21 protein-coding genes, 3 pseudogenes and 1 riboswitch are annotated in these 25,842 nt (G+C 65.3%); of the genes and pseudogenes, 6 read left to right on the forward strand and 18 right to left on the reverse strand.

The window, feature by feature from the left end; translation table 11 throughout:
* Nucleotides 1–95 precede the first annotated feature (95 nt).
* The 7 genes and pseudogenes from cobO to NVV79_RS00560 all read right to left on the reverse strand — a co-directional run bounded on the left by cobO (nucleotide 96) and on the right by NVV79_RS00560 (nucleotide 8,171).
* A complete protein-coding gene (gene cobO, locus NVV79_RS00530) occupies nucleotides 96–737 on the reverse strand; it encodes a cob(I)yrinic acid a,c-diamide adenosyltransferase (RefSeq protein ID WP_303985196.1) in 642 nt (213 codons plus the stop codon).
* Nucleotides 734–3,210: pseudogene (gene cobN, locus NVV79_RS00535) on the reverse strand (cobaltochelatase subunit CobN); the annotation flags it as partial. The pseudogene cobN and the gene cobO, both read right to left, overlap by 4 nt.
* Nucleotides 3,211–3,369: 159 nt before the next feature.
* Nucleotides 3,370–4,350 (reverse strand): annotated as a pseudogene (locus NVV79_RS00540) (cobaltochelatase subunit CobN); the annotation flags it as partial.
* A 908-nt stretch (nucleotides 4,351–5,258) separates the two neighbouring features.
* Nucleotides 5,259–6,314, reverse strand: coding sequence for a cobalamin biosynthesis protein CobW (cobW, locus tag NVV79_RS00545; protein WP_303985198.1), 1,056 nt, complete (start codon nucleotides 6,312–6,314; stop codon nucleotides 5,259–5,261).
* Nucleotides 6,311–7,078: a CbtA family protein gene (locus NVV79_RS00550; protein ID WP_303985200.1), complete on the reverse strand. Its 768-nt coding sequence runs from the start codon at nucleotides 7,076–7,078 to the stop codon at nucleotides 6,311–6,313. The genes cobW and NVV79_RS00550 overlap by 4 nt, the downstream gene beginning before the upstream one ends.
* A gap of 24 nt (nucleotides 7,079–7,102) precedes the next feature.
* Nucleotides 7,103–7,285: a CbtB domain-containing protein gene (locus tag NVV79_RS00555; protein ID WP_303985202.1), complete on the reverse strand. Its 183-nt coding sequence runs from the start codon at nucleotides 7,283–7,285 to the stop codon at nucleotides 7,103–7,105.
* A 55-nt stretch (nucleotides 7,286–7,340) separates the two neighbouring features.
* Nucleotides 7,341–7,551: riboswitch (cobalamin riboswitch) on the reverse strand.
* Between the two features lie 20 nt (nucleotides 7,552–7,571).
* Nucleotides 7,572–8,171 (reverse strand): hypothetical protein, encoded by a 600-nt coding sequence (locus NVV79_RS00560; protein ID WP_303985203.1) that lies wholly within the window; start codon nucleotides 8,169–8,171, stop codon nucleotides 7,572–7,574.
* Between the two features lie 92 nt (nucleotides 8,172–8,263).
* Here NVV79_RS00560 and NVV79_RS00565 point away from each other — a divergent pair, with 92 nt between their 5' ends.
* Both NVV79_RS00565 and NVV79_RS00570 read left to right on the forward strand, forming a co-directional pair.
* Complete coding sequence (locus NVV79_RS00565; RefSeq protein WP_303985205.1) at nucleotides 8,264–8,518, forward strand: DUF2164 domain-containing protein; 255 nt, start codon at nucleotides 8,264–8,266, stop codon at nucleotides 8,516–8,518.
* A gap of 102 nt (nucleotides 8,519–8,620) precedes the next feature.
* Nucleotides 8,621–8,977: a DMT family protein gene (locus NVV79_RS00570; protein ID WP_303985207.1), complete on the forward strand. Its 357-nt coding sequence runs from the start codon at nucleotides 8,621–8,623 to the stop codon at nucleotides 8,975–8,977.
* A 142-nt stretch (nucleotides 8,978–9,119) separates the two neighbouring features.
* Here the strand turns inward: NVV79_RS00570 and NVV79_RS00575 are convergent, their stop codons facing one another.
* The gene (locus NVV79_RS00575) at nucleotides 9,120–10,088 is read right to left on the reverse strand and encodes a zinc ABC transporter substrate-binding protein (protein WP_303985209.1); all 969 of its coding nucleotides are present in this window, start codon (nucleotides 10,086–10,088) and stop codon (nucleotides 9,120–9,122) included.
* 161 nt (nucleotides 10,089–10,249) lie between these two features.
* On the opposite strand from NVV79_RS00575, the gene NVV79_RS00580 reads away from it, so the two are divergent.
* The 3 genes from NVV79_RS00580 to NVV79_RS00590 are packed head-to-tail and all read left to right on the forward strand — an operon-like array spanning nucleotide 10,250 to nucleotide 12,273.
* Complete coding sequence (locus NVV79_RS00580) at nucleotides 10,250–11,059, forward strand: metal ABC transporter ATP-binding protein (RefSeq protein ID WP_303985212.1); 810 nt, start codon at nucleotides 10,250–10,252, stop codon at nucleotides 11,057–11,059.
* A complete protein-coding gene (locus NVV79_RS00585) occupies nucleotides 11,049–11,867 on the forward strand; it encodes a metal ABC transporter permease (protein WP_303985299.1) in 819 nt (272 codons plus the stop codon). Before NVV79_RS00580 ends, NVV79_RS00585 begins: the two co-directional genes overlap by 11 nt.
* Complete coding sequence (locus NVV79_RS00590) at nucleotides 11,857–12,273, forward strand: Fur family transcriptional regulator (RefSeq protein ID WP_303985214.1); 417 nt, start codon at nucleotides 11,857–11,859, stop codon at nucleotides 12,271–12,273. Before NVV79_RS00585 ends, NVV79_RS00590 begins: the two co-directional genes overlap by 11 nt.
* Before the next feature lie 119 nt (nucleotides 12,274–12,392).
* Here NVV79_RS00590 and rsmD read toward each other — a convergent pair whose 3' ends face one another.
* The 10 genes and pseudogenes from rsmD to NVV79_RS00640 form a co-directional block, all read right to left on the reverse strand.
* A complete protein-coding gene (gene rsmD, locus NVV79_RS00595; protein WP_303985216.1) occupies nucleotides 12,393–12,956 on the reverse strand; it encodes a 16S rRNA (guanine(966)-N(2))-methyltransferase RsmD in 564 nt (187 codons plus the stop codon).
* Nucleotides 12,957–12,959: 3 nt separating this feature from the next.
* Nucleotides 12,960–14,693, reverse strand: a complete 1,734-nt coding sequence (locus NVV79_RS00600) for a pseudouridine synthase (protein ID WP_303985217.1) — start codon at nucleotides 14,691–14,693, stop codon at nucleotides 12,960–12,962.
* Between the two features lie 100 nt (nucleotides 14,694–14,793).
* Nucleotides 14,794–15,510 carry a hypothetical protein gene (locus NVV79_RS00605; RefSeq protein WP_303985219.1) on the reverse strand — a complete coding sequence of 239 codons (717 nt, stop codon included), beginning with the start codon at nucleotides 15,508–15,510 and terminating at the stop codon, nucleotides 14,794–14,796.
* Nucleotides 15,511–15,592: 82 nt separating this feature from the next.
* The gene (gene lspA / locus NVV79_RS00610; RefSeq protein ID WP_303985221.1) at nucleotides 15,593–16,153 is read right to left on the reverse strand and encodes a signal peptidase II; all 561 of its coding nucleotides are present in this window, start codon (nucleotides 16,151–16,153) and stop codon (nucleotides 15,593–15,595) included.
* 181 nt (nucleotides 16,154–16,334) lie between these two features.
* Nucleotides 16,335–19,319, reverse strand: coding sequence for an isoleucine--tRNA ligase (ileS, locus tag NVV79_RS00615; RefSeq protein ID WP_303985223.1), 2,985 nt, complete (start codon nucleotides 19,317–19,319; stop codon nucleotides 16,335–16,337).
* 245 nt (nucleotides 19,320–19,564) lie between these two features.
* Complete coding sequence (gene ribF, locus NVV79_RS00620) at nucleotides 19,565–20,314, reverse strand: riboflavin biosynthesis protein RibF (protein WP_303985224.1); 750 nt, start codon at nucleotides 20,312–20,314, stop codon at nucleotides 19,565–19,567.
* Between the two features lie 31 nt (nucleotides 20,315–20,345).
* Nucleotides 20,346–20,639: pseudogene (locus NVV79_RS22475) on the reverse strand (hypothetical protein); the annotation flags it as partial.
* Nucleotides 20,545–21,411: a TIGR01459 family HAD-type hydrolase gene (locus tag NVV79_RS00630; RefSeq protein WP_303985227.1), complete on the reverse strand. Its 867-nt coding sequence runs from the start codon at nucleotides 21,409–21,411 to the stop codon at nucleotides 20,545–20,547. The gene NVV79_RS00630 and the pseudogene NVV79_RS22475, both read right to left, overlap by 95 nt.
* Nucleotides 21,412–21,587: 176 nt before the next feature.
* A complete protein-coding gene (locus tag NVV79_RS00635; protein WP_303985229.1) occupies nucleotides 21,588–22,814 on the reverse strand; it encodes an EAL domain-containing protein in 1,227 nt (408 codons plus the stop codon).
* A 101-nt stretch (nucleotides 22,815–22,915) separates the two neighbouring features.
* Nucleotides 22,916–24,088: an ROK family transcriptional regulator gene (locus NVV79_RS00640; protein ID WP_303985231.1), complete on the reverse strand. Its 1,173-nt coding sequence runs from the start codon at nucleotides 24,086–24,088 to the stop codon at nucleotides 22,916–22,918.
* Nucleotides 24,089–24,308: 220 nt separating this feature from the next.
* Between NVV79_RS00640 and NVV79_RS00645 the strand changes: the two genes are divergently transcribed.
* Nucleotides 24,309–25,736, forward strand: a complete 1,428-nt coding sequence (locus tag NVV79_RS00645) for a sigma-54 dependent transcriptional regulator (protein ID WP_303985232.1) — start codon at nucleotides 24,309–24,311, stop codon at nucleotides 25,734–25,736.
* Nucleotides 25,737–25,842: the final 106 nt, after the last annotated feature.

The following is a 25,842-nucleotide window of genomic DNA, read 5'->3' on the forward strand; positions in this document are numbered from 1 at the left end:
CCACGCCCTCCTTCGACAAGCTCAGGATGAGGGTGGTTCGAGGCTCGCAAGGGCTCGCGCCTCACCATGAGGGCTACTGGGGCATGGTGGCTGATTTAGAACTCGATGCCCTTCTGGGCTTTCACGCCGGCACGGAAGTGGTGCTTGATTTCGGTCATTTCGGTGACGAGGTCGGCGATGTCGATGATTTCGTCCTTGGCGTTGCGGCCGGTGACGATGACATGCTTGTCGGCGGGCTTGGCCTTGAGGAACTCGACCACCTCCTCGAGCGGGAGATAGTCGTAGCGCAGGACGATGTTGAGCTCGTCGAGCAGGACCAGCTTGTAGCTGGGGTCCGAGATCAGCGCCTTGGCCTGGTCCCAGGCCTTGCGGGCGGCGGCGAGGTCGCGCTGGCGGTCGGCCACGTCCCAGGTGAAGCCTTCGCCCATGGCGTTGATGGTGACCAGCTCGGGGAATTTGTCGAGCACGTCGCGCTCGCCGGTTTCCCAGACGCCCTTGACGAATTGCACCACGCCGACTTTGAAGCCATGGCCGAGCGCCCGGAACACCATGCCGAAGGCGGCGGTGGATTTGCCCTTGCCCTTGCCGGTATGGACGATCAGCAGGCCCTTTTCCTGGGTCTTGGTGGCGAGAATCTTGTTCCGCGCCTCGCGCTTCTTCCGCATCTTTTCGGCGTGATAGGCGTCGCGCTCCGCCTCGGTCATCAGGTCGGTCTTCTTGGCGGGCTTGTCGGTCATGGCGTGTCCTCAAGATAGGCGAAGGCGGAATTGGAGCGCGGCACCCAGAGACCCCGCCTGATAGCATCGTTGAATTTGGCGATCAGTTCGGCATAGCCGTGGGCATTGGCGGATTTGAGCCAGTCGCGGACGGCATCGTCCTCGACGAAGGCTTCGAAGGCCAGGTCGAAATGATGGGTCTTCACAGCGCCTGTCGTGGCGGCGAAGGCGAACATGAAATCGACGGTGGCGATGATCTCGAAGGCGCCGCGATAGCCGTGGCGCTGCATGCCGGCGATCCATTTCGGATTGACCACGCGGGAGCGCATGACATGGGAGATTTCCTCGTCCAGCGTGCGGATCAGCGGGCGTTCGGGGCGGGAATGGTCGTTGTGATAGGCGGCGAGCTTGTGGCCGGTGAGGCTCTCGGCGGCGGCGGCGAGGCCGCCTTCGAACTGGTAGTAATTGTCGCTGTCGAGCAGGTCGTGCTCGCGATTGTCCTGATTGTGGATGACAGCGTCGATATCGCTGAGGCGCGCAGCGAAGCGGTCGCGCTCGGGGGTGCCGGCGTGCTTTGCGCCATAGGCATATTGGCCCCAATCGAGGGCGCGATTGGCGAGGTCGGCCTTGGTGGACCAGGCGCCGGAATCCAGCATGACATTGAGGCCGGCGCCATAGGTGCCGGGCTTGGAGCCGAAGATGCGGTGGCCAGCGGCGGCTTCGTCCTGGCCTGACGCGATGAGGCCAAGGGCGTCTGCGCGCATGGCGGCGGCGATGGGGTTGTCCTCGGTGGGCTCATCGAGGGCGCCGATGGCGCGGATGGCACGGTCGAACAGGGCGATCTGGGCCGGGAAGGCGTCGCGGAAGAAACCGGATATGCGCAGGGTGACGTCGACGCGGGGGCGGCCGAGTTTTGCCAGCGGAATGATCTCATAGCCGGAGACGCGGAGGGAGCCCGGGTCCCAGGTGGGGCGGGCGCCGATCAGGGCCAGGGCCTGGGCGATGTCGTCGCCGCCGGTGCGCATATTGGCCGTGCCCCAGACGGAGAGGGCGACCGAACGAAGATGATGGCCATGATCCTGCAGGTGGCGGAGGACGAGGCTTTCGGCGGACTTCTTGCCGAGCTCCCAGGCCGATGGCGTGGGCACGGCGCGGTTGTCGATGGAGTAGAAATTGCGGCCGGTGGGGAGCACGTCGAGGCGTCCGCGCGAGGGGGCGCCGGAGGGGCCGGGAGCGATGAACCTGCCATCGAGGCCGGCGAGGAGGGCCGAGATTTCGGCGGGTCCGGAGGCGGCGAGGCGGGGGCGGATGATGGACTGCACCGTTTCCAGCACAGCCGCGGTGGCGGTCCAGTCGGGGGGAGTTCGAGGGTGCCGTCGACGAGGGCGGCGGCGAGATTTTCCAAGTACTCAACCACGTCGCCCAGAGTGCGTGGCCCCACCCCACCCTTGATCCCTCCCCATCGAGGGGAGGGAGACGACTGATGGTTCGGCGGGACTGTGGGGGTTGGGCCGCTCCACGGCGTCCCGAGCTTTGCGGTCAGCGGATCGAAGACCAGCTTGAGGTCATCGGCCAGGGCGCGGATGAGGGAATTGTCCCCTGCCCCGTCGCCGCGCGGGACGCGGGCCAGGGCGACGGTGAGGTCGCGTTCGAGGGTGCCTGTTGGCGATTGGCCGAAGATGTGGAGGCCGCCGCGGATCTGGGCTTCCTTGAGGTCGCAGAGGAAGTTGTCGATCTTGATCAGGGCCTGGGTTTCGTCCTCGGGCAGACCGATATCGCGGTCCAGCCTGGTGTCGCTGACGAAATCGAGGATGCGGCGCTTGAGGTCGGTGAGGCGGCGGCGGTCCATGCCGGAGGCGGCATAGTATTCGTCGAGCAGGGCTTCGAGTTCCCTGAGGGGGCCATAGGTTTCGGCGCGGGTGAGCGGCGGCACGAGATGGTCGATGATGACCGCGCCCGTACGGCGCTTGGCCTGTGTGCCCTCACCGGGGTCGTTGACGATGAAGGGATAGAGATGCGGGAGTTGGCCCCAGAGGGCGTCGGGATAGCTGGCCTCGTCCAGCGCCGTGGCCTTGCCGGGGAGCCATTCGAGCGTGCCATGCTTGCCGTTGTGCATCAGGGCATGAGCACCAAAATCGTGGCGCAACCAGAGATAGGCGGCGAGATAGGCGTGGGGCGGGACGAGGGCCGGATCGTGATAGGACGCGGTCTCGTCGAGCTGATAGCCGCGGGCGGGCTGGAGCAGGATGGCGATATTGCCGAAGACGAGCGCGGGGAGGTGGAACACCTGATTTGTAATCAGGGGGTCTGGGCCTGCCTCTGTACGCACGAATGGATCGGTGGCTGGATCGCCCCAGCGGGCGGTGACTTCGGTGCGGATTTTTTCGGGCAGGGTGGCGAAGAGTTCGCGATAACGGGCGAGCGGAAGCGTGGCGGGGGATGAGCCGCGCTGGGGATTGGCGTTGGTGGGGCCGGATTGGAGGGCGTGGATCAGTTCGACCGAGGTCATTGGGAATGCGGCTCGCTCGACACCCCTACCCTCAATTCCTCCCCTCAAGGGGGAGGGAGGCGAAGGGAGCGCGATCGCCGGTTCCCCTCCCCCTTGAGGGGAGGGGTTAGGGGTGGGGGTGTCGGAGCCATTCAAGTGCGCTGAGATTACGGTCCATACGCCATCAGGATTGTGCATGGCTTCGTGATTGCCAATGCGCAAAACACGATAACCTGCTGACATGAGAAACCGATCGCGCGCAGCGTCATGCCGCTGAGCCGCAGGCGTTCCATGTGTATCGCCGTCCAGTTCGATGACCAGCTTAGCGCTATGGGAGGCAAAATCCGCGAAATACCGGTCGATCGGCACCTGACGGCGAAAGTGGTGCTGGGCAAACGATTCCCGCAGCATCGCCCAAAGCACGCGCTCTGGTTGGGGAGGATTCGAACGAAACGTTCGTGCTCGCTCAATATTTTTCGCGGGACGTGAGAAGCGGGTGTTGTCGTGGCCGATGCCCCAGTTTTTCTGGGCACCGGAGAGTTCGACACCCCCACCCCTAACCCCTCCCCTCAAGGGGGAGGGGGATTGGCTCAGCGTGTAGCCCGCCTTTTCCAGTTCCTGCAGCATCCGTATCGTGGATTCCGGGGCGTCGTAGCCGACGCCGTTGGCGAGGCGGCCGTCGCGGATGGGGTAGTTGGCCAGGACGATGGCGAGTTTGCGGTCGGCGCGGGAGGTGGTGCGGAGGCGGGACCAGTTTCTGGCCAACGCCACGGCGCGGGTTATGCCCGAATGGTCGGGGGTGTAGGCGGTGAGGGGGACCTGGCAGGCTTCGTGCCAGACGGCGTCGGCCTTGTGGCCGACGATGAGGCCGCCGAGGCGCCCGTCGACTTCGGGCATGACGAGGAACATCGCCATGTCCTTGGGGGACAGGCCCTGGCTGTCGGCCAGCCATTGGGTTTCGGAGCGGCCGGACTGGATGAGCTGGATGACGGGAGCGTCACTGGTCGCGAAGGGATTGGCCTTAGCGTCGATTCTGTCGAGGCCGAGGGCGAAGCCGGTGAGGTTGAAGATGGCTGATGGCGGAAAGGCAGCGAGCGCGTTCTGCACGAAGCGGGCGCAGGGGGCTTCCTTGAGGGAGGAGACGAGGAGCGGGACCGGGGGCGAGACCCTGCGCTTCGAGTTCGGTTATGAGGGCGGCGATGGTGGCGGTGCCGGCGCCTTCGAGGGCGGCGCGGTAGAAGAGGATGGGGATGTAGGGCGGAGTCTTTGTGGGGTACCCCCCTCCTAGCCTCCCCCTGACAGGCGGAGGAATCCGGCTGGTGCGTGGGCGGCATCGCGGCGTGGAGCGCGCGCAGGCCGGGTTCGTCGGTCATCCCGGTGGCTGGGTGCCAGAGGCCGAAGCGGGCGAAGGGGGTTGGCACAGGCGAAGACAAGACCCCCTCATCCGCCCTTCGGGCACCTTCTCCCACGAGGGGAGAAGGGGAGCCGGTGGGTGGGCTGGATTCCGCCAAAGATACCGGATCACCCTTCTCCCCTCGTGGGAGAAGGTGGCCCGAAGGGCCGGATGAGGGGGTTGCGAGCGCGTGAAACGCCTCCAGGATCGTGTCGGCGTTGTCGGGGCCGCCTGCGGTGAAGAGGCTGTGGAGTCTCGTCCAGTCATCGGGGTGGATGGTGGAGCGGGATTGCAGGATCGGGTCGGGATTGGCGTCGCCGGGGAGCAGGACGAGCGGGATTTTGCGGTTGGCGCAGAGGGCGGTGAGTTCGTCGACGCCGTATTGGAAATAGGCGGCGCCGCCGATGAGGCGCAGGGTGACGAGGCGTGCATGCGCCACCGTCTTTTCCAGCCAGAGATCGACCGAGAGATTGTTGGAGAGGCGCAGTGTATTGGCGAGGCGGAGTTCATCCTCCCCTGCCCGGTCGGCGGCGCCGGCCAGCATGGCCAGTTCGCTATCGGCCGAACTGGCAAAGACCAGCGCCCCGGGGCGCTGGTTGAGATCGATGGCTTCGCCTTCCTGCTGGATGGCGCCGGCCTGGGCGGAGAGGAGGTGCATGTGTCAGGCGGCGAGCGCCGCTGCCTTCTGCAGGCTCCGGGTGATCGCCGCACGGTCGAGCGGTTGTTCGCCGATGACGACCAACGCCGTGTCGCGGATTTCTCCATCCTTCCAGGGACGGTCGAAATAGGCGGTGACGCGCGGGCCGACGGCCTGGATGGCCAGGCGGGCGGCGGCGCCGGGCACGGCGGCGAAGCCCTTGAGGCGGAGGACGTCGTGGTCGCGGATGGTCTGTTCGATCACGGCGAGGAGGTCGTCCTTGCTGTTCACCGAGGGGATGCGGATCGAGAAGCTGTCGAAATCGTCGTGCTCATGGGTCTGGTCGCCATGCTCAAGCTCGTGGTGGCTGGGGCGGTTGGCGATATCGTCTTCGCTGCCCATGCCCATGCCGAGCAGGGCCGCGATATCGACATGGCCGTTACGGGCGCGGATGAGGCCGACGCCGGGGCGCATTTCGGCGCGGAGATTGGCTTCGACCTTGTCGAGGGTCGCTTCATCGACGAGGTCGGCCTTGTTGACGACGACGAGATCGGCCACCGAAAGCTGGTCCTCGAAGAGTTCGCCCAAGGGCGTTTCGTGGTCGAGCATTTCGTCCTGGCGGCGCTGGGCATCGACGGCGGCTTCGTCGGACGCGAACCGGCCCTCGGCCAGGGCCGAGGCGTCGGCGACGGTGACGACGCCGTCAATGGTGACCTGGGCCTTGATCTCGGGCCAATTGAAGGCCCGGATCAGCGGTTGGGGCAGAGCGAGACCCGAGGTTTCGATGACGATGTGATCGAACTTTTCCGGGCGCGCGAGGAGAGCCTGCATGGTGGGGATGAACTCGTCGGCCACGGTGCAGCAGATGCAGCCGTTGGAGAGTTCGACCATGTCCTCTTCGCGGCAGGTCTCGTCGCCGCAGCCGGCGAGAATGTCCTTGTCGACGCCGAGATCACCGAATTCGTTGATGATCAGGGCGATGCGCTTGCCCTTGGGGGCGTGCGCCAGCAGATGGCGCACGAGGGTGGTCTTGCCGGCGCCGAGGAAGCCGGTGATGACGGTGGTCGGGATCTTGCTCATGCGGTGGCTCCTGCAGGAATGGTGGCGCTTCTGCCGGCAAAGACATCGTTGAGCTTGCCGAAGATGGTGCCGAGGATGAGCCAGAAGACCAGCGAGGTGCCCAAGGTGATCGCCGCGAATTCGGTGGCGAGGTGAGCGGGGACGGCGCTCGGCTTATCGGGGGCGGCGGGCGCGCCGATGATGTGGGGGATGGCGACCAAAGCGATGGCAACGGCAAAGGCCCAGCCGGCGCGGGTCCTGGCCAGCAGCAGGCAGGCGGCGCCGGTGGCCAGCGCCGTGCCGACCCACCAGACCTGGCGGGCGAAGAGATCGGCGGCGGGCATGCCGGGCAGTTCGGGGGCGAGGCCATAGGCCGGGGCCAGCGAGAAGGTGACGAAGCCGGCAATGCCCCAGAGGAAACCATTGGCGAAGGTGATGGGCAGGCCAGCAAACATCGAGACGGCGCCGATGACCAGCGCGAAGCCGGCAGCGGCGAGGACGGTGGCGAGGGTTGTATAGGCGGTGCGCTCGAAGCCATCTGCCGGAGCCCATTCTTCGGGCTCGGCTTCGGTGGCGGCGACGGCATCATGCTCATGCTCGGGCGTGCCGGCGGCGTGGTCGTGATCGGCAGCGACGGCTTCGGCGCCGTGGCTGTGGCCGCCCTCACCCTCGAAGGTTTCGGCATGGAGAATCAGCGGGGTGACGCGGAAATGCTGGATGGCGGCCGTGATGAGGCCAGCACAAAGGGCTGCGAGAAGCGCAGCGGCAAACAGATTGCGGATCATTTTTTGTCTTTCTCGAAACCTGCCTCAGTGGCAGGGGAAGCCCATGGCGTGGCGGGTGTCGTGGGCGCCGTTATGCAGGCGGAAATCGCCGGCAAAGCCGGTGCCGACCAGAAGGGTCAGACCAAGCAGAAGCGCCAGCGAACCGGCAATGATGCGCTGGGAAATCGAGAGAGACTGGAGACCAGTCGAGGCGGTCGTCGTATTCATGTGGCACCCTCCGTGCACGGAATAGAATGGGCTCTTCACCCGGCTGTTCAGTGGGACTGATCCCAAGGGTGTCGGCAGGTCTCCTGGCTCGCGGTGAAGACAGAGCCCTCGCCTTCCCGGCTTGCGCCAGTGGCATGAGAGGGTTCGCACCGCTTACAGTTGCGGGGGCAGCCACGGTTTTGCGCCCTGATGGGTACGTCGCACCGTGTTCCCTTTTGATCCTTCCGGCACAGCGGCCTTCGGGAACCAACACGGGTCCAGAGTTACCCCTGTGGAGGGGTCGGGGTCAATCGCGGAAATCGGGGTGGGGATAGCCGATGGACATGGCGTAGACCGCTACCGGCATCTGCGCCAGAAGCGGATCGTCGGAGGACAGTTCCTTGTCGCCCATGACGGGCATGGTATCGACGCCGGCGGGGGGCGGGCCGGGGTCGAAGAGCAGGTTGAGACGGCAGCCGCCCGGCAGGTCGGACAGTGCGCCGGTTTCAAAGCCGGCGGAGCCGCCATAGTCCCAGCCGAAGCCGAGCAGCGTGAACGCCTCGCCGTTGAGGGCCTCGACCTCGGCCAGCGACAGGCCGATGCGGACGCCGCCGGGAGCGGTCCTGGTGGCGGGCAGCTCGATATAACTGGGACCGGTCAGGCTATCCTCGTCCCACCAGGTGAATTGCAGCGTGGCTTCCGGATCGTCCGGGAAGACGGATGTGGCCAGCATTTCGGTGCCTTCCGGCCCCGGCACGATGCCGGTGACGACATTTTCGGCGCCGTAAAGCGCGATGAGGCGGGCTTCGGAACTGTCGATGCCAAAGGCGCCTTCGCAGGCGATCTCCTCGGCCAAAGCGGGCGCGGCAAGGGCGATTGCTACGAGAAATGATGCAGGGGCAAGCATGATTTTCTCCTCGATGGCTCAGTTTGCCCTGACGGGCTGCCACCCGCAATCAGCGACTCGCGCTATGAACGGGACCTGAAGGAGACGCCGCCATGAAGCCGATCAAGTTCGACAAGGAAGAAACCAAGGCCATTGTCGGGGAAATCCAGGACTATTTCCGTGAGGAACTGGACCAGCAGATCGGCGCGATTCCGGCGGAAATGCTGATGATGTTCTTCGTCGACAAGATGGGCGCCTATTTCTACAACCGCGGCATCTATGACGCGCAAGCTCTGATCCGCGAGCGGATGGACAGCCTGACAGACGACATTTTCGGGCTGGAGCAGCCAACCAAGCACCTGCGCTGAGCAGGATGGCGGGCGGGCGCAGAATCCTGCTTTCGCAGAAGCGCGGGGACCGGTAAAAGGCGCGGCCGGGATGGACCCGGTTTTCCGTTTTCGGAGGAAGCCTTGGGCTTCAATGTCGCCACGCTGGCGCCCATCGGGCTGCTGATCGCGTCCAATCTCTTCATGACCTTCGCCTGGTATGGGCACCTGAAATTTCCCGGCGTGGCCCTGTGGGTGGTGGTGCTGGCGAGTTGGGGCATCGCCTTTTTCGAATACTGGCTGGCCGTGCCGGCCAACCGGATCGGCTATGGCACCTATTCCGGGGCCGAGCTCAAGACCATCCAGGAAGTGATTTCGCTCTCGGTCTTCGTGCTGTTCGCGGTGTTCTATCTGGGCGAGAAGTTCACCTGGAACCACGGCATCGGCTTCGCCATGATCGCGCTGGGGGCGTTCTTCATTTTCAAGGGGCCGCTGAAGTAGCGGCCTGGTGGATACCCCCTCCTAGCCTCCCCCTGATAGGGGGAGGAACAGATCGGGGATGGGCAACATGTTGCTTGCACCCGGATCGTCACGCTCGGCTTGAGCCGAGGGTGACTGGCGGTGGGTGGGGGCGCTGTGAGAGCTAGTCCAAGCAATCCACCAGGTTGGTGGCGAGGCCGCGCAGGAGGTTGGGATAGAGGTCGACGCCTTCGGTGAGGGCGCCGCCTTCGGGGTCCAGGGTGCCGGACTTGGCGGGGCTGCCTTCGGTGATGGCGGCGATGATGGTGGGTTCGAAATTGGGTTCGGCGAAGACGCAGGTGGCGCCGAGTTCGGCGACCTTGGCCTTGAGCTCGTCAATGCGGGCGGCGCCGGGCATGACATCGGGCGTGACGGTGACCGAGCCGGCCAGGGTCAGGCCGAAACGAGCTTCGAAATATTGATAGGCATCGTGGAAGACGATGAAGGGCTTGTCGGCGACGGGGGCCAGGACGGTAGCGAGTTCGGCTTCGAGCTCGTCGAGCTTGACCAGCTCGGCTTCGGCATTGGCCTGGTAGATGGTGGCGTTGTCGGGGTCGGCCTCGGCCAGGGTGGTGGCGATCTGGGTGACCATCAGCTTGGCATTTTCCGGATCGAGCCAGAAATGCATGTCGCCTTCGCCATGCTCGTCATGGGCGTGATCGTGGTCTTCTTCGTGGTCATGATCATGGTCATGGCCCTCGTGATCGTGATCCTCGCCTGCATGGGAATGGGCCTCGAAGGCACCGCCTTCGCGAACGGGAAGCAGGGTGAGGCCGGGGGAATCGGCGAGTTCGACCACGGTGGCGCCGGTGGCGAGGGTACCGAGGGCGTCGCCGAGGAAGAGTTCCATGCCGTGGCCGGTCCAGAACACGATATTGGCGGCTTCGAGGGCGCCGGCATCGGAGGGCCTGAGGGCGTAGGTATGCGGCGAGGCGGAGCCCTTGACGATGAGGGTGGGTTCGCCCACGCCGGCCATGACTGAGGCGACGAGCGAATGGACCGGCTTGATGGAGGCCACGACGCTGGGCGCGGCCATGGACGTGGTGGTGAGGAGCGCGGTGGTCAGCAGGGCGAAGGGGGCGAGCAGTTTCATCGGCAACCTCGTGATATGTTATGTTATTACGCTTGCCGCGATGTTATGCTATAACGTATTGGAGTGGGTCAAGGGGTGGCGACGAGTTTTTCACCGGGCTCGCAACCCCCACCCTTGATCCCTCCCCACAAGGGGAGGGAGACGATGGAGCCGATGGTTTTATGAATGCGGTAGTTCCGAGAGACATTCTCATCACCCTCGCCAATGCCGGCGTTACGCGTGGCGGGCGGACATTGGTCAGCGGGGTGGATCTGACGATTGCGCGTGGCGAGATCGTGACGCTGATCGGGCCGAACGGGTCGGGCAAGTCGACCACGGCCAAGCTGGCGACGGGCGTGTTGAAGCCGACCACGGGGACGGTGACGCGACAGCCGGGGCTCAAGATCGGCTATGTGCCGCAGAAGCTGAGCATCGACTGGACGCTGCCGCTGACGGTGGAGCGGCTGATGACGCTGACCGGACGGCATGCGCCTGCCGATATCGACGCGGCGCTGGAAGCGGTGGGGGCAAGGCGGCTGCTCAAGGCGGCAGTGCAGGAACTGTCGGGCGGGGAATTCCAGCGCGTGCTGTTTGCCCGGGCGATGATCCGCAAGCCCGACCTGCTGGTGCTGGACGAGCCGGTGCAGGGCGTCGATTTTTCCGGAGAAGTGGCGCTGTATGAGCTGGTGCGGCAGATCCGGGATACGACGCGGAGCGGCATTCTCATGATCAGCCACGACCTGCATGTGGTGATGGCCGAGACCGATACGGTGATCTGCCTCAACGGGCATGTCTGCTGCCGGGGCACGCCGAGCGCGGTGAAACGGAGCCCGGAGTACCTGAAACTGTTCGGCGAGCGGGCGGCGCATACGCTGGCGATCTATGAACACCATCACGACCACGAGCATCATGACGATGGCTGCGTGGTGCCCGAGGGGCATGAGCACGGGCATGATGGACACGACCATGAGGGGCATAGCCATGTTCGGTGATTATTTCTCCCGGGCGCTGATCGCCGGCATCGGGCTGGCGCTGGTGGCGGGGCCGCTGGGCTGTTTCGTCGTGTGGCGGCGGATGGCCTATTTCGGGGATACGATGGCGCATTCGGCGCTGCTCGGGGTGGCGCTCAGCATCATCCTCTCGATGAACATGACGCTGGGCGTGTTCGCGGTGGCCGCCCTGGTGGCCGGGGCGCTGATCGTGCTGCAACGGCAGGCGACGCTGTCGACCGATGCCCTGCTGGGCATATTGAGCCATTCGACGCTAGCGGTGGGGCTGGTGCTGGTGGGTTTTTTGACCACTGTCCGCATCGACCTGATGGGGTTCCTGTTCGGGGATATCCTGGCCGTTTCGGTGGAGGATATCGTGATCATCTATGGCGGCGGGGTGGCTATTCTCGCCATCCTGATCCTCGCGTGGCGGCCGCTGCTGGCATCGACGGTAAGCCCGGAACTGGCGGAGGCCGAGGGGTTGCGGCCGGAGGCGAGCCGGCTGGTGCTGATGATCCTGATGGCATCGGTCATCGCCATCGCCATGAAGCTGGTGGGCGTGCTGCTCATCACTTCGCTGCTGATCATACCCGCGGCGACGGCGCGGCGGCTGAGCGCGACGCCGGAAATGATGGCCGTTGTGGCGGCGGTGCTCGGCGCGATCGCGGTGGTTGGCGGGCTGTTCGGATCACGAACGTGGGATACGGCGTCCGGTCCCTCGATTGTGGTCATGGCCCTGGTCATATTCCTATTATCGCTGACGGTTCCCGTCACGCGGCTGTTCGGCAGGAGAGAAACCCATGGCGCATAGTCACGATGTTCCCGGCGACCTGACCCGCAATCAGGGGCTGGTGCTTGGGGCGCTCAACCATTCCACAGGGCCGCTGAGCGCCTATGACATTCTCGACAAGCTGCGAGCCGATGGCCTGCGGGCGCCGCTGCAGGTCTATCGGGCGCTGGACAAGCTGGTGGAGCGCGGCTTGGCACACCGGCTGGAGAGCCTCAATGCGTTTGTGGCCTGCGCGGACGAGCATTGCCACCGCAAGGGGCTGATCGCGTTCGCCATCTGCGAGGGCTGCGGCAAGGTGGATGAATTCGCCGATGCCGTCATCGAGGAGCGGCTGGGGGATTGGGCCGGGGCCAAGGGCTTCAAGGTGGAGCGGACGACAATGGAGATTCGCGGGAAGTGCGCAGTGTGTTTGAAGGCGGCCGCGTGAAGAGTACCCCCCTCCTAACCTCCCCCTGAAAAGGGGAGGAATCCGGCCGGTGGCTGTCGTAGGTCGCGCTTCAAACTCGATCTGTTCCTCCCCCTATCAGGGGAGGCTAGAAGGATCCGCTAGGACTCTTCTCCGAATGTCAGGAAATGCACTGCCGCAGCGCCGTATTCGCGGCGGTCGCCCAAGGTGAAGCCGGCAGGGATTTCCACCGCCGCATCGACGCTTTCCTCGAAGACGATAGTGGCGCCGGGCGCCAGCCAGCCATTAGCGGCGATACTCGCTAGCGCCTGTTCGCCCAGGCCCTTGCCATAGGGCGGATCGAGGAAGACCAGGTTGAACTGACCGAAGGTTCCCGGCTTGCCCAGGTCGGTGGCGTCGCGGCGCAGGAGCTTGGTGATGCCCCCTGCCCCGAAGGCTTCGATATGATCGCGGATGAGGCCGCGGGCCTCGGCGCCGGTATCGACGAAGGTGACGTGGGCCGCGCCGCGCGACAGGGCTTCGAGGCCTAGCGCGCCGGTGCCGGCGAACAGATCGAGCACGCGAATGCCGGAAAAGACCGGGCCGAGGCGACTGGCGAGGATGTTGAACATCGATTCGCGCACGCGGTCGGCCGTCGGCCGGATGGATTCGTCCGACGGCGAGGTCAGTTGCTTGCCGCGGAATTTGCCGGCGACGATACGCATCGCCTATGCCTTGGGGCGACGCGGGCCGGTGGGGCGCCCTGCCCCGGCGGTGGGACGGCCACCGGGCTTGGGCGCGCGCTGAGGGGCGGCACCGTTGCGCTTGGGCATGGGCTTGCCATCGGCGCGCATGCGAGGCTTGCCATAGGTCTTGGCTTCGGAGCCGAGTTCGTCGCGGCCGGGACGGGGCGGGCGCGCGCCGGCGGGACGGGCGGGCTTGCCGTCGGGACGGAAGCTTTTGGGCTTGTCGGAGAAATTGCGGCCGGGGCGCTTGGCCTCGCCCTTGAAGGCGGCGGCTTCGCCGCGTTCGCTGTCGGGACGGAGACGCGGCGCGTAGGCTGGACGTTCGGCGGCAGCTTCGCCCCGACGCGGGCCGCGCGGCGTGCCGGTGAATTCGCGATCACGCGGGGGACGGCCACCTTCGGCCCGACCGCTACGCGGGCGCTCGGCACCAGCGCCGGCGGGGCGGCGATCATCGTCGCGGCGCGGACCACGGGGCTTGTCGCCAAAGGGCCGTTTCTCGAACGGCTTCTTGTCGCCGAAGCTCTTCTTTTCACCAAAAGGCTTCTTGTCGCCGAATGACTTGCCGCCGCCGGCCAGGCGCGGCGCGCGCTTGCCAAAGGTGCTGGCGGGCTGGTCGTCGGGGTCGCGGCGGGCGAAGGATTTGGGGCCGCGCTTGGCGACGAATTCCTCGGGCGCGCGGCCTTCCTCGTCGAAATGGATGCGGCGGGGCGGCGGAGCATATTCGTCGTCGCGGGCTTCGTCGCGCCTGGGCGCGGGCTTGCGGCTGTCGAAGCGGCCCGGCCGATCCTGGCGGGGGCGCTCGGCGCGCAGTTCTTCCTCGGTCTTTTCGGCGCCGTCGGTGAAGCGGAAACGCTGGCGGGCGATCTCGACCGTATTGGTGCCGCGGCCGGTGAGGCGGTCGCGCGTGGGCTTGCCTTCCAGCGCGTTGGCCTCGGGCATTTCGCTGTCGAAATCGACATCGGCGGCATCGGCGAGTTTCTTGCCGAGCTGGTCGCGCAGCATCTTGGCCTTGATGGTTTCGACGCCGCCCACGGGAATATCGCCGAGCTGGAACGGGCCGTAGCTGACGCGGATCAGCCGGTTCACCTCGAGGCCGAGGGCGCCCAGGACATTCTTGACCTCGCGGTTCTTGCCTTCGCGCAAAGCGAGGACAAGCCAGACATTGGCGCCCTGTTCGCGCTCCAGCGTGGCTTCGATCGAACCGTATTTGATGCCGTCGATCTCGATGCCGTCCTTGAGCTTGTCGAGCGCCGCCTGGGTGACGGTGCCGTGGGCGCGCACACGATAGCGGCGCAGCCAGCCGGTGGCGGGCAGTTCGAGGACGCGCTTGAGGCCGCCATCATTGGTCAGCAGCAGCAGGCCTTCGGTATTGATATCGAGGCGGCCGACGGTGACGACACGCGGCAGGCCGTGGGTTTCGAGATGCTCGAAAATGGTCTCGCGGCCTTCGGGGTCCTTCTCGGTGACAACAAGGCCCGCGGGCTTGTGATAGAGCCAGACGCGGGTGCCCTGGCGGGCGGCGAGCGGGGCGCCGTCGACCATGATCTTGTCGCGGTCGGTGACGTTGAAGGCGGGGGTCAGCACCTTCTTGCCGTTGACGATGACACGGCCCTCGGTGATCCACACTTCGGCGTCGCGGCGGGAGCAAAGCCCGGAGCGGGCGATGACCTTGGCGAGCCGGTCACCGGTCGAGGGTTTGGCTGGGGTGTCGCTCATAGGGCGTACTTTCATGTCATGCGGGACCGAAAACGGCGGCGCGGAAAAGGCGAAGCGGCCGGATGATCCGGCCGCTTGCAAGAGCAGAAACGAGAAACCTTCAGTCGAGCGTGGTTTCTTTCTCGGACAGGCCGACACCCGGAGCGGAGATGCCGGTGGCCGTGGAGCTGTTAGGCCCATTGAGGGTGGAGCGGATGGCCTTGCGCACCGATTCGGGGCATTTCGGATCGTTGAGCGAAACCAGTTCGCCTGATGGCGTGGCGCAGACCAGATCGGCATTGCCGACGCGGATGAAATATTCCTCGGGCGGCAGGTAAAGCGGACGCTTGCCATTGACCGTGGTGACATCGGCATTGGCGGCCTGCATGCGGGCAACCAGAGTGCGGGTTTCCTGCTCGGTCAGCGGGCGGCCCGAAACCGAGGTCAAATCCACGACCTTGGCATTGCGCAGGCGCTGGATATCGGCCTGGGTGAGGTTGGTGGTATCGATCTGGACGCTGTCGCTATTTGTGGGCAGTTGGGCAACCGAAGCCTCAGGTGCCGGCGGCGGCAACGCCTGGCCGGAAGCCGGCAGCACCAGCGGTGCACGCGCGCTGGTAATATCTTCCTTGGGCGTTTCGCCGGGGAGCAGGCCGACACCGCGCGCGGTGGTCGTCATGACCTCACGCTCGAACGTGCCGAAATCGGTCAGGGCGTTGGTGCCTTCCACGGTGGTGCAGGCACCCAGCGCAAGCGCCAGCACCAGACCCAGCGACGCCAATCCAGTCCGGGTGACTGCCTGAAGAGCAGAATGCTGCCCGGTCAATCCAATACGCATGAAACGTCCTTCGAGATGTCGGCGGCGCTTATAACTCATTCCGGCCTCTAAGACCAGATTCTGGCTGTAAAGTGTTCGCACCCTAGTCCGCAGGCTTGCGCGGACGCCCCAGGCCGATGAGATCGGCGATGAGCAGGATGACGCCGATGGTTATGGCGACGTCGGCCAGGTTGAAGATGTAGAAGGACCACGTGCCCCAATGGAAGTGGAAGAAATCGGCCACCGCACCGTAGATCAGGCGGTCGATGGCGTTGGACAGCGCCCCGCCAATGCAGAAGGCGAGGCCGAGCCGGATCAGGCCTGAATCGGCGCGCAGCCACCAGATGGAGAGGGCCACGATGGCGATCAGCATGACGAGGCCGAGCGCCCAGACCGGCAAGCCATCGAGCATGCCGTAGGAAATGCCGGTGTTCCAGACGAGGACGTAGTCGAAGAAATCGGTGATGCGGAGAATTTCGCCACCGCGCCAGTCGGTCATCGCGAAGGGCACGTAGCTGGTGAAGATTTCGACGCAGGGCGCCGCGCCGATGGCGATGCAGTCGGACGAGACCTGGAACGCCTTGTGGGCGCGGTCGATGCCGAAGGCGAGGACGGCCATGGTGAGGGAGGTGTAGATGGAGGGGTTGGCCCAGCGCGGGTTCATGACGCAGCACCCCTTCCCTTCTCCCCTTGTGGGAGAAGGTGCCCGAAGGGCGGATGAGGGGGTACCCCCACCGGCATTGAAGCATGGGATGACGCAGCACCCCTCACCCTCGAAAATCTGCTGAACGCAGATTTTCTGTCCCTCTCCCACAAGGGGAGAGGGGGAGTGCCCTGCTCTGCCATCACAGCCCCGCCGCGGCGCGTTCGCGCAGGGCTTGTGCGTCGCGCGGGGAGACGTCGGGGTAGTCCGCGTCGCTGCCGACTTCGGGAAGGATTTTCCACGAACGGGCGCAACGGGTGCCCTGGGCCAGAGCCGGAACGACCGCGACACCGGGAACGTCGTCGAGGGTGAAGCCCTCGCCGGTGCCGGGGAGCAGGTCGATAGCCGAAGTAATGGCGATTTCGGCGAGGTCCTGCCCCTCAAGGGCGGTCAGGTAGCGCTCGTCTGATATGAACACCTTTGGCGCGGCTTCCAGGGACGAACCGATCCGCTTTTCGCGGCGCTCGATTTCCAGCGCCCCGGTGACGACGCGGCGCACGGCGCGGATCAGCACCCATTTGGCGGCCAGATCGTCGTTGAGCCAGTCGCGCGGCACTTCGGGGAAGAGGCGCAGGTGGACGGACGAACCGGCTTCGGGGTGACGCTCCAGCCAGACCTCTTCCATGGTGAAGACCAAGATTGGGGCGAGCCAGGCGGTGAGGCAATCGAAGAGGTGATTGAGCACCGTGAGCGAAGCCTTGCGCTTTACCGAGGAGATCGGGTCGCAATAGAGCGCGTCCTTGCGGATGTCGAAATAGAAGGCCGAGAGCTCGATATTCATGAAGTTGGTCAGCAGGGTGACGATCTTGCGATAGTCATATTCCTTGTAGGCCGTGCGGACCTGCTCATCGAGCTGGGCGAGGCGATGCAGGATGAGCTGCTCGAGCTCGGGCATATCGCGGAAGTCGACGACATCGGACGGCTGATAATGGGCGAGGTTGCCCAGCAGCCAGCGCAGGGTGTTGCGCAGCTTGCGGTAGCTATCGACCGTGGTCTGGATGATCTCCTTGCCCAGGCGCAGGTCTTCCGAATAATCGGACGAAGCGACCCAGAGGCGCAGGATATCGGCGCCATACTGCTTGATGACATCCTGCGGGGCCACGGTATTGCCCAGCGACTTGCTCATCTTGCGGCCTTCGCCATCCATGGTGAAGCCGTGCGTCAGCACGCTGTCATAGGGGGCGAAGCCGTTGGTGGCGCAGGATTCGAGCAGGCTGGAATGGAACCAGCCGCGATGCTGGTCGGAGCCTTCGAGATACATCGAGGCCGGGAATTTGAGATTGGGCCACTTCTGCTTGTTGCGCAAAACCCAGGAATGGGTGGTGCCGCTGTCGAACCAGACATCGAGCACGTCGGTGACCATCTCGTAGTCATCGGGATTGCGGCCTTCGCCGAGATAGCGGGCGGCGGCGCCGGGCTTGTACCAGGCGTCAGCGCCTTCTTCCTCGAAGGACTGGGCGATGCGGTGATTGACCGCGTCATCCTTCAGGATTTCGTTGGTCTTTTTATCCACGAAGACAGTGATCGGCACACCCCAGGCGCGCTGGCGGCTGAGGACCCAATCGGGGCGGTCAGCGATCATGGCGCGCAGGCGGTTCTGGCCGGCGGGGGGATAGAATTTGGTGGCGTCGATAGCGCGCAAGGCACGGTTTCTCAGCGTATCCGGCAAGACCCCCTCATCCGCCCTTCGGGCACCTTCTCCCACGAGGGGAGAAGGGGAAGAACCGATGGGCCGGTCCATGTAGACGAACCATTGCGGCGTGTTGCGGAAGATGACCGGCTTCTTGGAGCGCCAGGAATGGGGATATTGATGCTTGACGCGGCCGCGCGCGACCATGGCACCGGCCTCGGCCAGGGCGGTGATGACGCGCTGGTTGGCATCGCCTTTCTTGCCATTGTCGTCGATGACGCGAGCGCCGTCGAAGCCGGGGGCTTCGGACGTGTAGAAGCCGTCGTCGCCGACGACATAGGGGATGGCAGTGTCGATCTTGCGGTCGTTCAGCAGACGGGCTGAATCCATCCAGATGCCGAAGTCGTCGAGACCGTGGCCGGGCGCGGTGTGGACGAAGCCGGTGCCGGCATCGTCGGTGACGTGTTCGCCATCTAGCAGGGGAACCGAGAAGTTATAGCCGCCACCGAAACCGTGCAGCGGATGGGCGCAGGTGATCGCGGCCAGCTCCTCGGCCGTCACGGTTGCGCGCTTCTCGAAACCCGTAACCTTGGCCTTGGCGAAGACTTCGGCAGCGAGGTTGTCAGCAAGGATCAGCTTGTCGCCGACCTTGGCCCAATTCTCGGCTGGCGCCTCGGTGACTTCGTAGAGGCCGTATCCGATACGGCTGGAGAAGGAGATGGCGCGGTTGGCAGGGATCGTCCAGGGCGTGGTGGTCCAGATGACAACCGAGGCGCCGACCATCTTATGCATATGATCTTGCAGACCGGCCCTGACCGGAAACTTCACCCAGATCGTGTCGCTCTCGTAATCGGCATATTCGATCTCGGCTTCGGCCAGAGCGGTGCGCTCGACGACCGACCACATCACCGGCTTACTGCCGCGATAGAGCTGGCCGGTGCTGGCGACTTTCATCAGTTCGCGGGCGATCTGGGCTTCGGCGTCGAAGCTCATGGTGAGGTAGGGATTGTCCCATTCTCCGAGCACGCCGAGGCGCTTGAATTCCTCGCGCTGGATATCGACCCATTGCTCGGCGAAGGTGCGGCATTCCTGGCGGAATTCGACCACCGGGACGTCGTTCTTGTCCTTGCCGCGGGCGCGGTACTGTTCCTCGATCTTCCATTCGATGGGCAGGCCGTGGCAGTCCCAGCCCGGCACATAGGCCGAATTGTAGCCCAGCATCTGCATGGAGCGGGACACGAGGTCCTTCAGCGTCTTGTTGAGGGCGTGGCCGATATGGATGTTGCCATTGGCATAGGGCGGGCCGTCATGCAGGGTGAAGAGCGGGCGATCCTTGGCCTGCTCGCGCTGCAGGGCATAAATATCCATCTCTTCCCAGCGCTTGAGCCAGCCCGGCTCGCGCTCGGGCAGCCCGGCGCGCATGGGGAAATTGGTTTCCGGCAGGAAAAGCGTAGCCGAATAATCGGTTTCGGTGGCGCCCGTGGCGGTATCGGTCATGAAAACGGCAATCGGTAAGGGAGGATTTGCGGCGCGTTGTAGCAAGGGGAGGCGCAGGGGGCAAAGGGTGATTTGGGCTCTTCCCTTCTCCCCTTGCGGGAGAAGGTGCCCGAAGGGCGGATGAGGGGGCTACAGCGCTATCCACCGCATTGAAAGCATGGGAGGGCGCAGGACCCCTCACCCTGGCCTTCCGCTGAACGCGTCAGGCCGTCCCTCTCCCGCAAGGGGAGAGGGGAAGAGGTGCCCTACCCCAGAAAACCCAGTTTCTTATCCAGCGCGCTCAGCGGCTCGACCTTGGCCAGGGCTTCGCGGGCCTTGCGACTGTCGCGGTCCATGGCGGATATCAGTTGCTCGAGGCCGGAAAAGACTTCCTGGCCGCGGATATGGGCGACGAGCGCTACCGTGATGGTCTGGCCGTAAATATCTTCGTCGAAATCGAAGAGGTGGGTTTCGAAGGGCGGAAGCTGGTTATTGAACATGGGCTTGCCATAGGCGGCGACGCCGTCGAAGACGCGGCTGCCCAGCCGGGCGCGGACGGCGTAGACGCCCTGGGCGAGCTGGAAATTGGCATGGGTCATGGTGTTGGCGGTGGGGTAGCCGAGCTCCCTGCCCCGCTGGTCGCCCTTGACCACGCAGCCATCGAAAAACCAGTGATAGCCGAGCAGCCGGTTGGCGGCGGTGACGGCGCCTTCCGAAAGAGCGGCGCGAATGCGCGAGGAGGAAATGACCTCGTCGCTCTCGTCCATCAGGTCCAGGGTTTCGACGGCGAAGCCCTGCGCTTCGCCCGCGGCCTTGAGGAAGGTCGGTGTGCCGCGGCGCTGGCGGCCAAAATGGAAATCGGCGCCGACGATGACCCCGGTGACATCGAGAGCTTCGATCAGGAAGCGGGAGACGAAATCCTCGGCCTCGATCTGGGAGAAGGCGCGATCGAAATGGAGGATGGCGATGGCGTCGAGCCCGAGGGGCCTCGGCCAGGCGCGCCTTGGCATCGCCATCGGTGAGGCGGAACATAAAGGGCGTGGGCGCGAAAACATCGCGCGGATGGGGCTCGAAGGTGAGGACCATGGCCGGGACGCCGGCTTCGGCGGCGCGGGCCTTGAGCTTGGTCAGCACGGTCTGGTGGCCGCGATGCATGCCATCGAAATTGCCGATGGCGACATAGGCGCCGCGCAGGGCGGCAGGAACGGCGTCGAGAGAATCGAGGCGGATGAATGCGGTCATCGGGCTACCAAGACAGGCGCGGCAGGAAGCCGGCCAGGTGGGCGCGGCTGGGTGCGACGAGATCGGCAATGGCTTGCGGATCGGGCTTGCCGAAGGCATCGAGCTCGGCGGCGTGAATGGAGCCGGTGACGAAGAGCAGGTCGATGCCGAACTGAGCCGCGCCCGTGGCGTCGGTGCGCACGCTATCGCCAATGGCGAGGACGCGGGATTTGTCGAGTGGCTTGCCGGCGGCTTCTTCGGCGAGGCGGAAGGCCTCCTCGTAGATCGGCTGATAGGGTTTGCCGGCCATCAGCACCATGCCGCCCATGGCGGCGTAGAGGTCGCCCAGCGCGCCGCCGCAATAGATGATCTTGTCGCCATGCTCGACCACGCGGTCGGGATTGGCGCAGATCATGGGCAGCTTGCGGGCGAGCCAGAGTTTTGCGCGCTCGCGGTACATTTCGGGCGTGTCGTCATCGGTATCGAGATCGGTGACGATGATGGCTTCGGCCTCGTCGGGGCCGGCCCGGCGCACGCCCAGGCCTTCATAGAGCGAGTCATCGTCGGTGGCGGGGCCGACATGGTGGATGGCCTTGCCGCGATATTTGGCGATCATCGAGCGGGTGGCATCGCCCGAGGAGACGATGGCGTCATAGGCGCCGCGATGGACGCCGAGGCGATCGAGCATGGCGATGATGGGGCCTGAGGGGCGCGGGGCATTGGTGATGAACACCACCTTGCCACCGGATTTGCGGAAATCGGCCAGCGCCTCGACCGCACTGGGGAAGGCCTCGACGCCGTTATGGACGACGCCCCACACATCGCTCAGCACGGCATCGTAGCGGCCGGCGAGGTCGGCTAGGCCGGAGATGGAAGGCAGCGGGCTGGTCATCGCGATATTCCGATGCAAACAGGATGGGCGTTCTATGTGGCAGCTTGGGGTGCGGATCAAGGGGAAACGGACATGTGCATTGGTATCATACGCACCTGGCGGAGGCGCTGGAAACGCCAGTGCCACGCCCTCGTGGTTCGACAGGCTCACCATGAGGGCTGCCGGATGAGCAGCGACTAAAGCTCGACCCGGCGCAGTTGGGGCGCCTGGCGGGCGGGTTCGGTCATCAGGTCGGGACGGACCGGGCCGGGGGCGGCGATGTAGGGGCCCTGGACCAGGGCGATGCCATCTTCGAGCAGTTCGACGATCTGGCTTTCGCTGGCAATGCCGGTGCCGAGCAGGCGGACATCGAAGCGGGCGATGTAATTGGCGATATCGGAAGCGTGGAAGTCGGTGAAGACTTCGGGCTCCTCGATGAAGCGGGCGGCATCGATGCGCAGCGAACGCACACCCTGGGCCGCGAGTTCGGCAATATCGACGCGCAGCGACTTGACGTTGGCGATGGAGAAGCCGGCGCCCTTCCTGGCCACGGCATCGGCAATGGCGCGTTCGCCGGTGGTGAGGGAGCGCCAGTCGGTCTCGCTGATGGTGAAGATCAGGCCGGCGGCGATAGCGCGGTTGGCTTCGAGCGAGACGATCAGTTGTTCGGAGGCCGTGGAATCGCCGAGCGTGGCGCGGGACAGGGGAATGTAGAGCGTGACGGGCTGGCCGCCGGTGCGCGAGCGGCGGGAGATGGTGATGGCTTCGACCAGTCCGGCGCCTTCGATATGGCGCAGCACATCCTCGCCGCCGCGACGGGGCAGGAAATCGGCGCGGTCGGCCAGATCGCCATCCTCCAGCATCAGGCGCGGCACGAGGTCATAACCCTGCGGGCGGCGCTGGGGCAGCGTGACGACGGGCTGGATGTGATAGATCAGCCGGTTTTCGGCGATGGCCTGACGCAGCATTTCGAGCGGGATGATCGGCTCGGGCTCGCGGGCCGCCGGCTGGGGTGCGGGGGCGGCGATCATGCGCTCGCGGCCGGCCGGCTTGGCAGCACGATCTTCCATTTCGGCCACCGCTTCGGCGACCTGGCGGATGACGGTGCCGAGCACGGAAATATCGGCTTCGACGCCTTCGAGCCGCGCGCCGGCATTGAGATCGGCCATGGCGTTGATGCGCTGGCCGAGCACGGCGCCGGCCTGGGCATCGGTGGCGAGCAGGCGGGACAGGTCCTCGATGGCCTTTTCGAGCCGGTTTTCGGCGCGCTGGCGCAGGGTGCGCTCGAGCAGCACGACGCAGACGCAACCGAAGACGACAGCCGCCAGGATGGCCTCGGCCGGCGTGAAGGTCAGGCCAAAATAGGCTGCGGCGCCAATAGCGGCAGCGGAAAGGGCGATGAACGTGTAGACCAATGCCTGCACGGGCGAACCTTCTGGAAGCCGGGATTCGGCCCTACCCTCTTAGCATCGCACAAGAGGGTGCAAAAGCGCCGAGCCGCGGCTCTCCCAAGCCTATTTGGGGGTCAGGTGGCGAAAATGTTCCAGGCGCGCGAAAAGAAGCGGTGGAACAGCAGCAGTTGAGCGGCGCCGGCCGCCGCCGCACCGCCCCCGAGATGGCCCATGACCACTGCAGGCCGGTCGGTGCGGAAATGGGGCATGGCGGCTAGATGATGTTGGACCCGTTCGAACAGACGCCGCACGACGGGGCGCGGCATGACGCCATCGATGATGGCAAGATCGAGCTCCATCACCGCGCGCGTATTGAGGACGGCGCCGGCAAGCGCCCTGCCCGCATCGTCCAGCCAGGCGCCCGCCACCGGCTCGAGCGAAGCCCAGTCCCAGTTCATCGGATCGCCCGGCGGCAGCCTGGTACCGGCGGCCTCGAGCCGCTGCTGCAGCGCCAGTATGGAGGCGATCGTATGCACGTAATTGGGCTGTCCCTTGATATCGGGCACCAGGATGGCGCCCAGATTGGCGGCATTACCGGTGCGACCCTGCCAGAGCTGGCCGTCAATGGCGACGCCCGCCCCCACCATGGTTCCGACCTGGAAATAGGCCAGGCCCGATGGGCGCGGTTCCGGCCGGGAGAGAAACTCGGCCCAGCAACCGGCATTGCCATCGTTGAACCATTCGACCGGCTGGTCGATGGCCTGAGCCAGTTCCGCGGCCGGGTCGGCGGTGCGCCACAGCTCCACCTGTTCGGCGGGTGCGCCGACGCGGCCCAGATGGCGCGCGATATTGGAGGGGGTGGCCAGGCCGATGCCGGTGAGCCGACCCGCCTGCTGCTCGGTCATGCCGGCGCGGATCGTGGCGATTTCGGCCGCGACATCTACGAAGATGGTGTGGAAGTCTGGCCAGGCATAGCTGCGGCGGATGCTGGCCAGGGTCTGGCCGGCCATTCTGAACAGCAGGACTTCGAAATGCCGCCAGCCGATCTCGACGCCGATGGCAAAGGCGCCATCGGGATTGAGAAAGAGCGGGGTCGCCGGTTGGCCGCGCCGGCCGCGCAATACTTCGCCGCGCAGCACCAGCGCGCGGGTTTCAAGATCGACGACGATGCGCGAAGTGGTCTGCGGGCCGAGGCCGGACAGGCGGGCGAGGTCGGCATTGGATGCGCCCGGGTTGAGGGCGATCAGCGTCATTATCGTGCGTTCATTGGCGATGCGCACGCCGGACTGGGCGAAGCCGCGTGCCATTGGCCCGATGCCATCGTCAACTGATACCCTCTGCATGCGGCAGACTTAATAGGCAGAACGCGGCGCAAACAAGCCGCAAACTCCATCGCATTCGCGCAAAATGCAAATGTCCGGAACGGTTTATTTACCCTGTTGGGGAACAATCGACAGAACACCGGGACAGAGCGGCAATGCCGGACAACCGGCACAAAGACTAATCGGAACGCGAGGGCCGAGCCGCATGGCGATGCAAAACCGAAACGATAGCGAGCCGCATGGGCGGCTGCTGCTGATCGATGGGGATGAGCCGCATGCCCAGGTCGTGGCCGAGACTCTGGGCCAGAGCCTGGGTGGCCGCATGCGCATCGCCGTGGCCATGGGCGGCAAGCAGGCCGTCGAGCTGCTGCGCGATACCGGCTTCGACATCATACTGGCCGATCTTTCCTGCCTGCGCGATCTCAGCGAACGCAGCGATGATGCCGTGGCGCGGCTGGTGCGCCTGGCCGATGGCGCGCTGTTCGTGGCCGTTTCGGACGGGGCTTCGGTTTCGGCGGCGGTCGGGGCGATGCGTGCGGGCGCGCATGATTATGTGGTCAAACCACTGAACGGGCCGGCCATGGCCGCCCGCATCGGCGAGCTGGCGCAGCGGCACGGCAAGGGCCGGTCGCTGAGCATCGAACCGCAGGCACAGGGCCGCTCGGACTATGCCGGCTTCATCGGCGCATCGAGCGCCATGCAATTCGTCTATGAGCAGATCGGGCGCGTGGCGACCTCGTCGGCGCCGGTCTTCATCACCGGGGAAAGCGGCACCGGCAAGGATGTGTGCGCCGAGGCGCTGCATGAAGAAGGTCCGCGCCGGGGCAAGCGGCTGGTGGCGATCAACTGCGCGGCGATTCCGCGCGACCTGATGGAAAGCGAGCTGTTCGGCGTGGCGCGCGGGGCCTTTACCGGCGCGCATGACGACCGCAAGGGCGCGGCGGAGCTGGCCGATGGCGGCACGCTGTTCCTCGACGAGATCGGGGAAATGGACCTGTCGCTGCAAAGCAAGCTGCTGCGGTTCCTACAGACCGGCACGTTGAGCCGCGTCGGGGAATCGGGTGTGCGACATGTGGATGTGCGCGTCATCTGCGCCACCAACCGCAATCCGATGCAACTGATCAGCGAGAAGAAGTTCCGCGAGGATCTGTTCTACCGGCTGCATGTGCTGCCCATCCACCTGCCGCCGCTGCGGCAGCGGCCCACCGACATCATGGTTCTGGCGCAGCATTTCCTGGCGCGCTATTCCGCCGAGGAACACAAGCATTTCAACGGCTTCGCGCCAGATGTCGCAAGCCTGCTGACCTCGGCCGAATGGCCGGGCAATGTGCGGCAATTGCAGAATCTGGTGCGGCGGCTGGTGGTGATGTGCGATGGCGGCGACATTACCATGCCGATGCTTGTCGCGGCCGATATCGAATCGCGCGGTGTGGTGACACCGGTCGAGCCGCAGCCGCGCATCGAGCGCCGGCCGGCGATCCTGCCGATGTGGCAGCAGGAGCAGCGCATCATCGAGGACGCCATTGCCAGTTTCGGGGGCAATGTGTCGCTCGCGGCGGCGGCGCTGGAGATCAGTCCCTCGACGATCTATCGCAAGCGCCAGGGTTGGGCCGAAATGGCGGCGGCCAGCTAGGGGCGCCTTCCAAGACCTCATGGTGAGCTTGTCGAACCATGGGATCGAGCGAGTGGAGCTACTGTGCCACGCCCTCGTGGTTCGACGAGCTCACCATGAGGGCTAC

The sequence above is a fragment of the Devosia ginsengisoli genome, assembly GCF_024707105.1.
In the GTDB taxonomy this organism is placed as follows: Bacteria; Pseudomonadota; Alphaproteobacteria; order Rhizobiales; family Devosiaceae; genus Devosia; species Devosia ginsengisoli_A.

Coding starts and splice junctions, on each gene's coding strand:
- NVV79_RS00590 (WP_303985214.1), top strand. CDS start 11,857: ATGGCGCATAGTCACGATGTTCCCGGCGACCTGACCCGCAATCAGGGG.
- NVV79_RS00560 (WP_303985203.1), bottom strand. CDS start 8,171: ATGCTTGCCCCTGCATCATTTCTCGTAGCAATCGCCCTTGCCGCGCCC.
- cobW (WP_303985198.1), bottom strand. CDS start 6,314: ATGAGCAAGATCCCGACCACCGTCATCACCGGCTTCCTCGGCGCCGGC.
- NVV79_RS00605 (WP_303985219.1), bottom strand. CDS start 15,510: ATGCGTATTGGATTGACCGGGCAGCATTCTGCTCTTCAGGCAGTCACC.
- lspA (WP_303985221.1), bottom strand. CDS start 16,153: ATGAACCCGCGCTGGGCCAACCCCTCCATCTACACCTCCCTCACCATG.
- NVV79_RS00630 (WP_303985227.1), bottom strand. CDS start 21,411: ATGACCAGCCCGCTGCCTTCCATCTCCGGCCTAGCCGACCTCGCCGGC.
- NVV79_RS00550 (WP_303985200.1), bottom strand. CDS start 7,078: ATGATCCGCAATCTGTTTGCCGCTGCGCTTCTCGCAGCCCTTTGTGCT.
- ileS (WP_303985223.1), bottom strand. CDS start 19,319: ATGACCGATACCGCCACGGGCGCCACCGAAACCGATTATTCGGCTACG.
- ribF (WP_303985224.1), bottom strand. CDS start 20,314: ATGGCGATGCCAAGGCGCGCCTGGCCGAGGCCCCTCGGGCTCGACGCC.
- rsmD (WP_303985216.1), bottom strand. CDS start 12,956: ATGCGTATCGTCGCCGGCAAATTCCGCGGCAAGCAACTGACCTCGCCG.
- NVV79_RS00640 (WP_303985231.1), bottom strand. CDS start 24,088: ATGGCACGCGGCTTCGCCCAGTCCGGCGTGCGCATCGCCAATGAACGC.
- NVV79_RS00600 (WP_303985217.1), bottom strand. CDS start 14,693: ATGAGCGACACCCCAGCCAAACCCTCGACCGGTGACCGGCTCGCCAAG.
- NVV79_RS00585 (WP_303985299.1), top strand. CDS start 11,049: ATGTTCGGTGATTATTTCTCCCGGGCGCTGATCGCCGGCATCGGGCTG.
- NVV79_RS00575 (WP_303985209.1), bottom strand. CDS start 10,088: ATGAAACTGCTCGCCCCCTTCGCCCTGCTGACCACCGCGCTCCTCACC.
- NVV79_RS00555 (WP_303985202.1), bottom strand. CDS start 7,285: ATGAATACGACGACCGCCTCGACTGGTCTCCAGTCTCTCTCGATTTCC.
- NVV79_RS00645 (WP_303985232.1), top strand. CDS start 24,309: ATGGCGATGCAAAACCGAAACGATAGCGAGCCGCATGGGCGGCTGCTG.
- NVV79_RS00565 (WP_303985205.1), top strand. CDS start 8,264: ATGAAGCCGATCAAGTTCGACAAGGAAGAAACCAAGGCCATTGTCGGG.
- cobO (WP_303985196.1), bottom strand. CDS start 737: ATGACCGACAAGCCCGCCAAGAAGACCGACCTGATGACCGAGGCGGAG.
- NVV79_RS00580 (WP_303985212.1), top strand. CDS start 10,250: ATGAATGCGGTAGTTCCGAGAGACATTCTCATCACCCTCGCCAATGCC.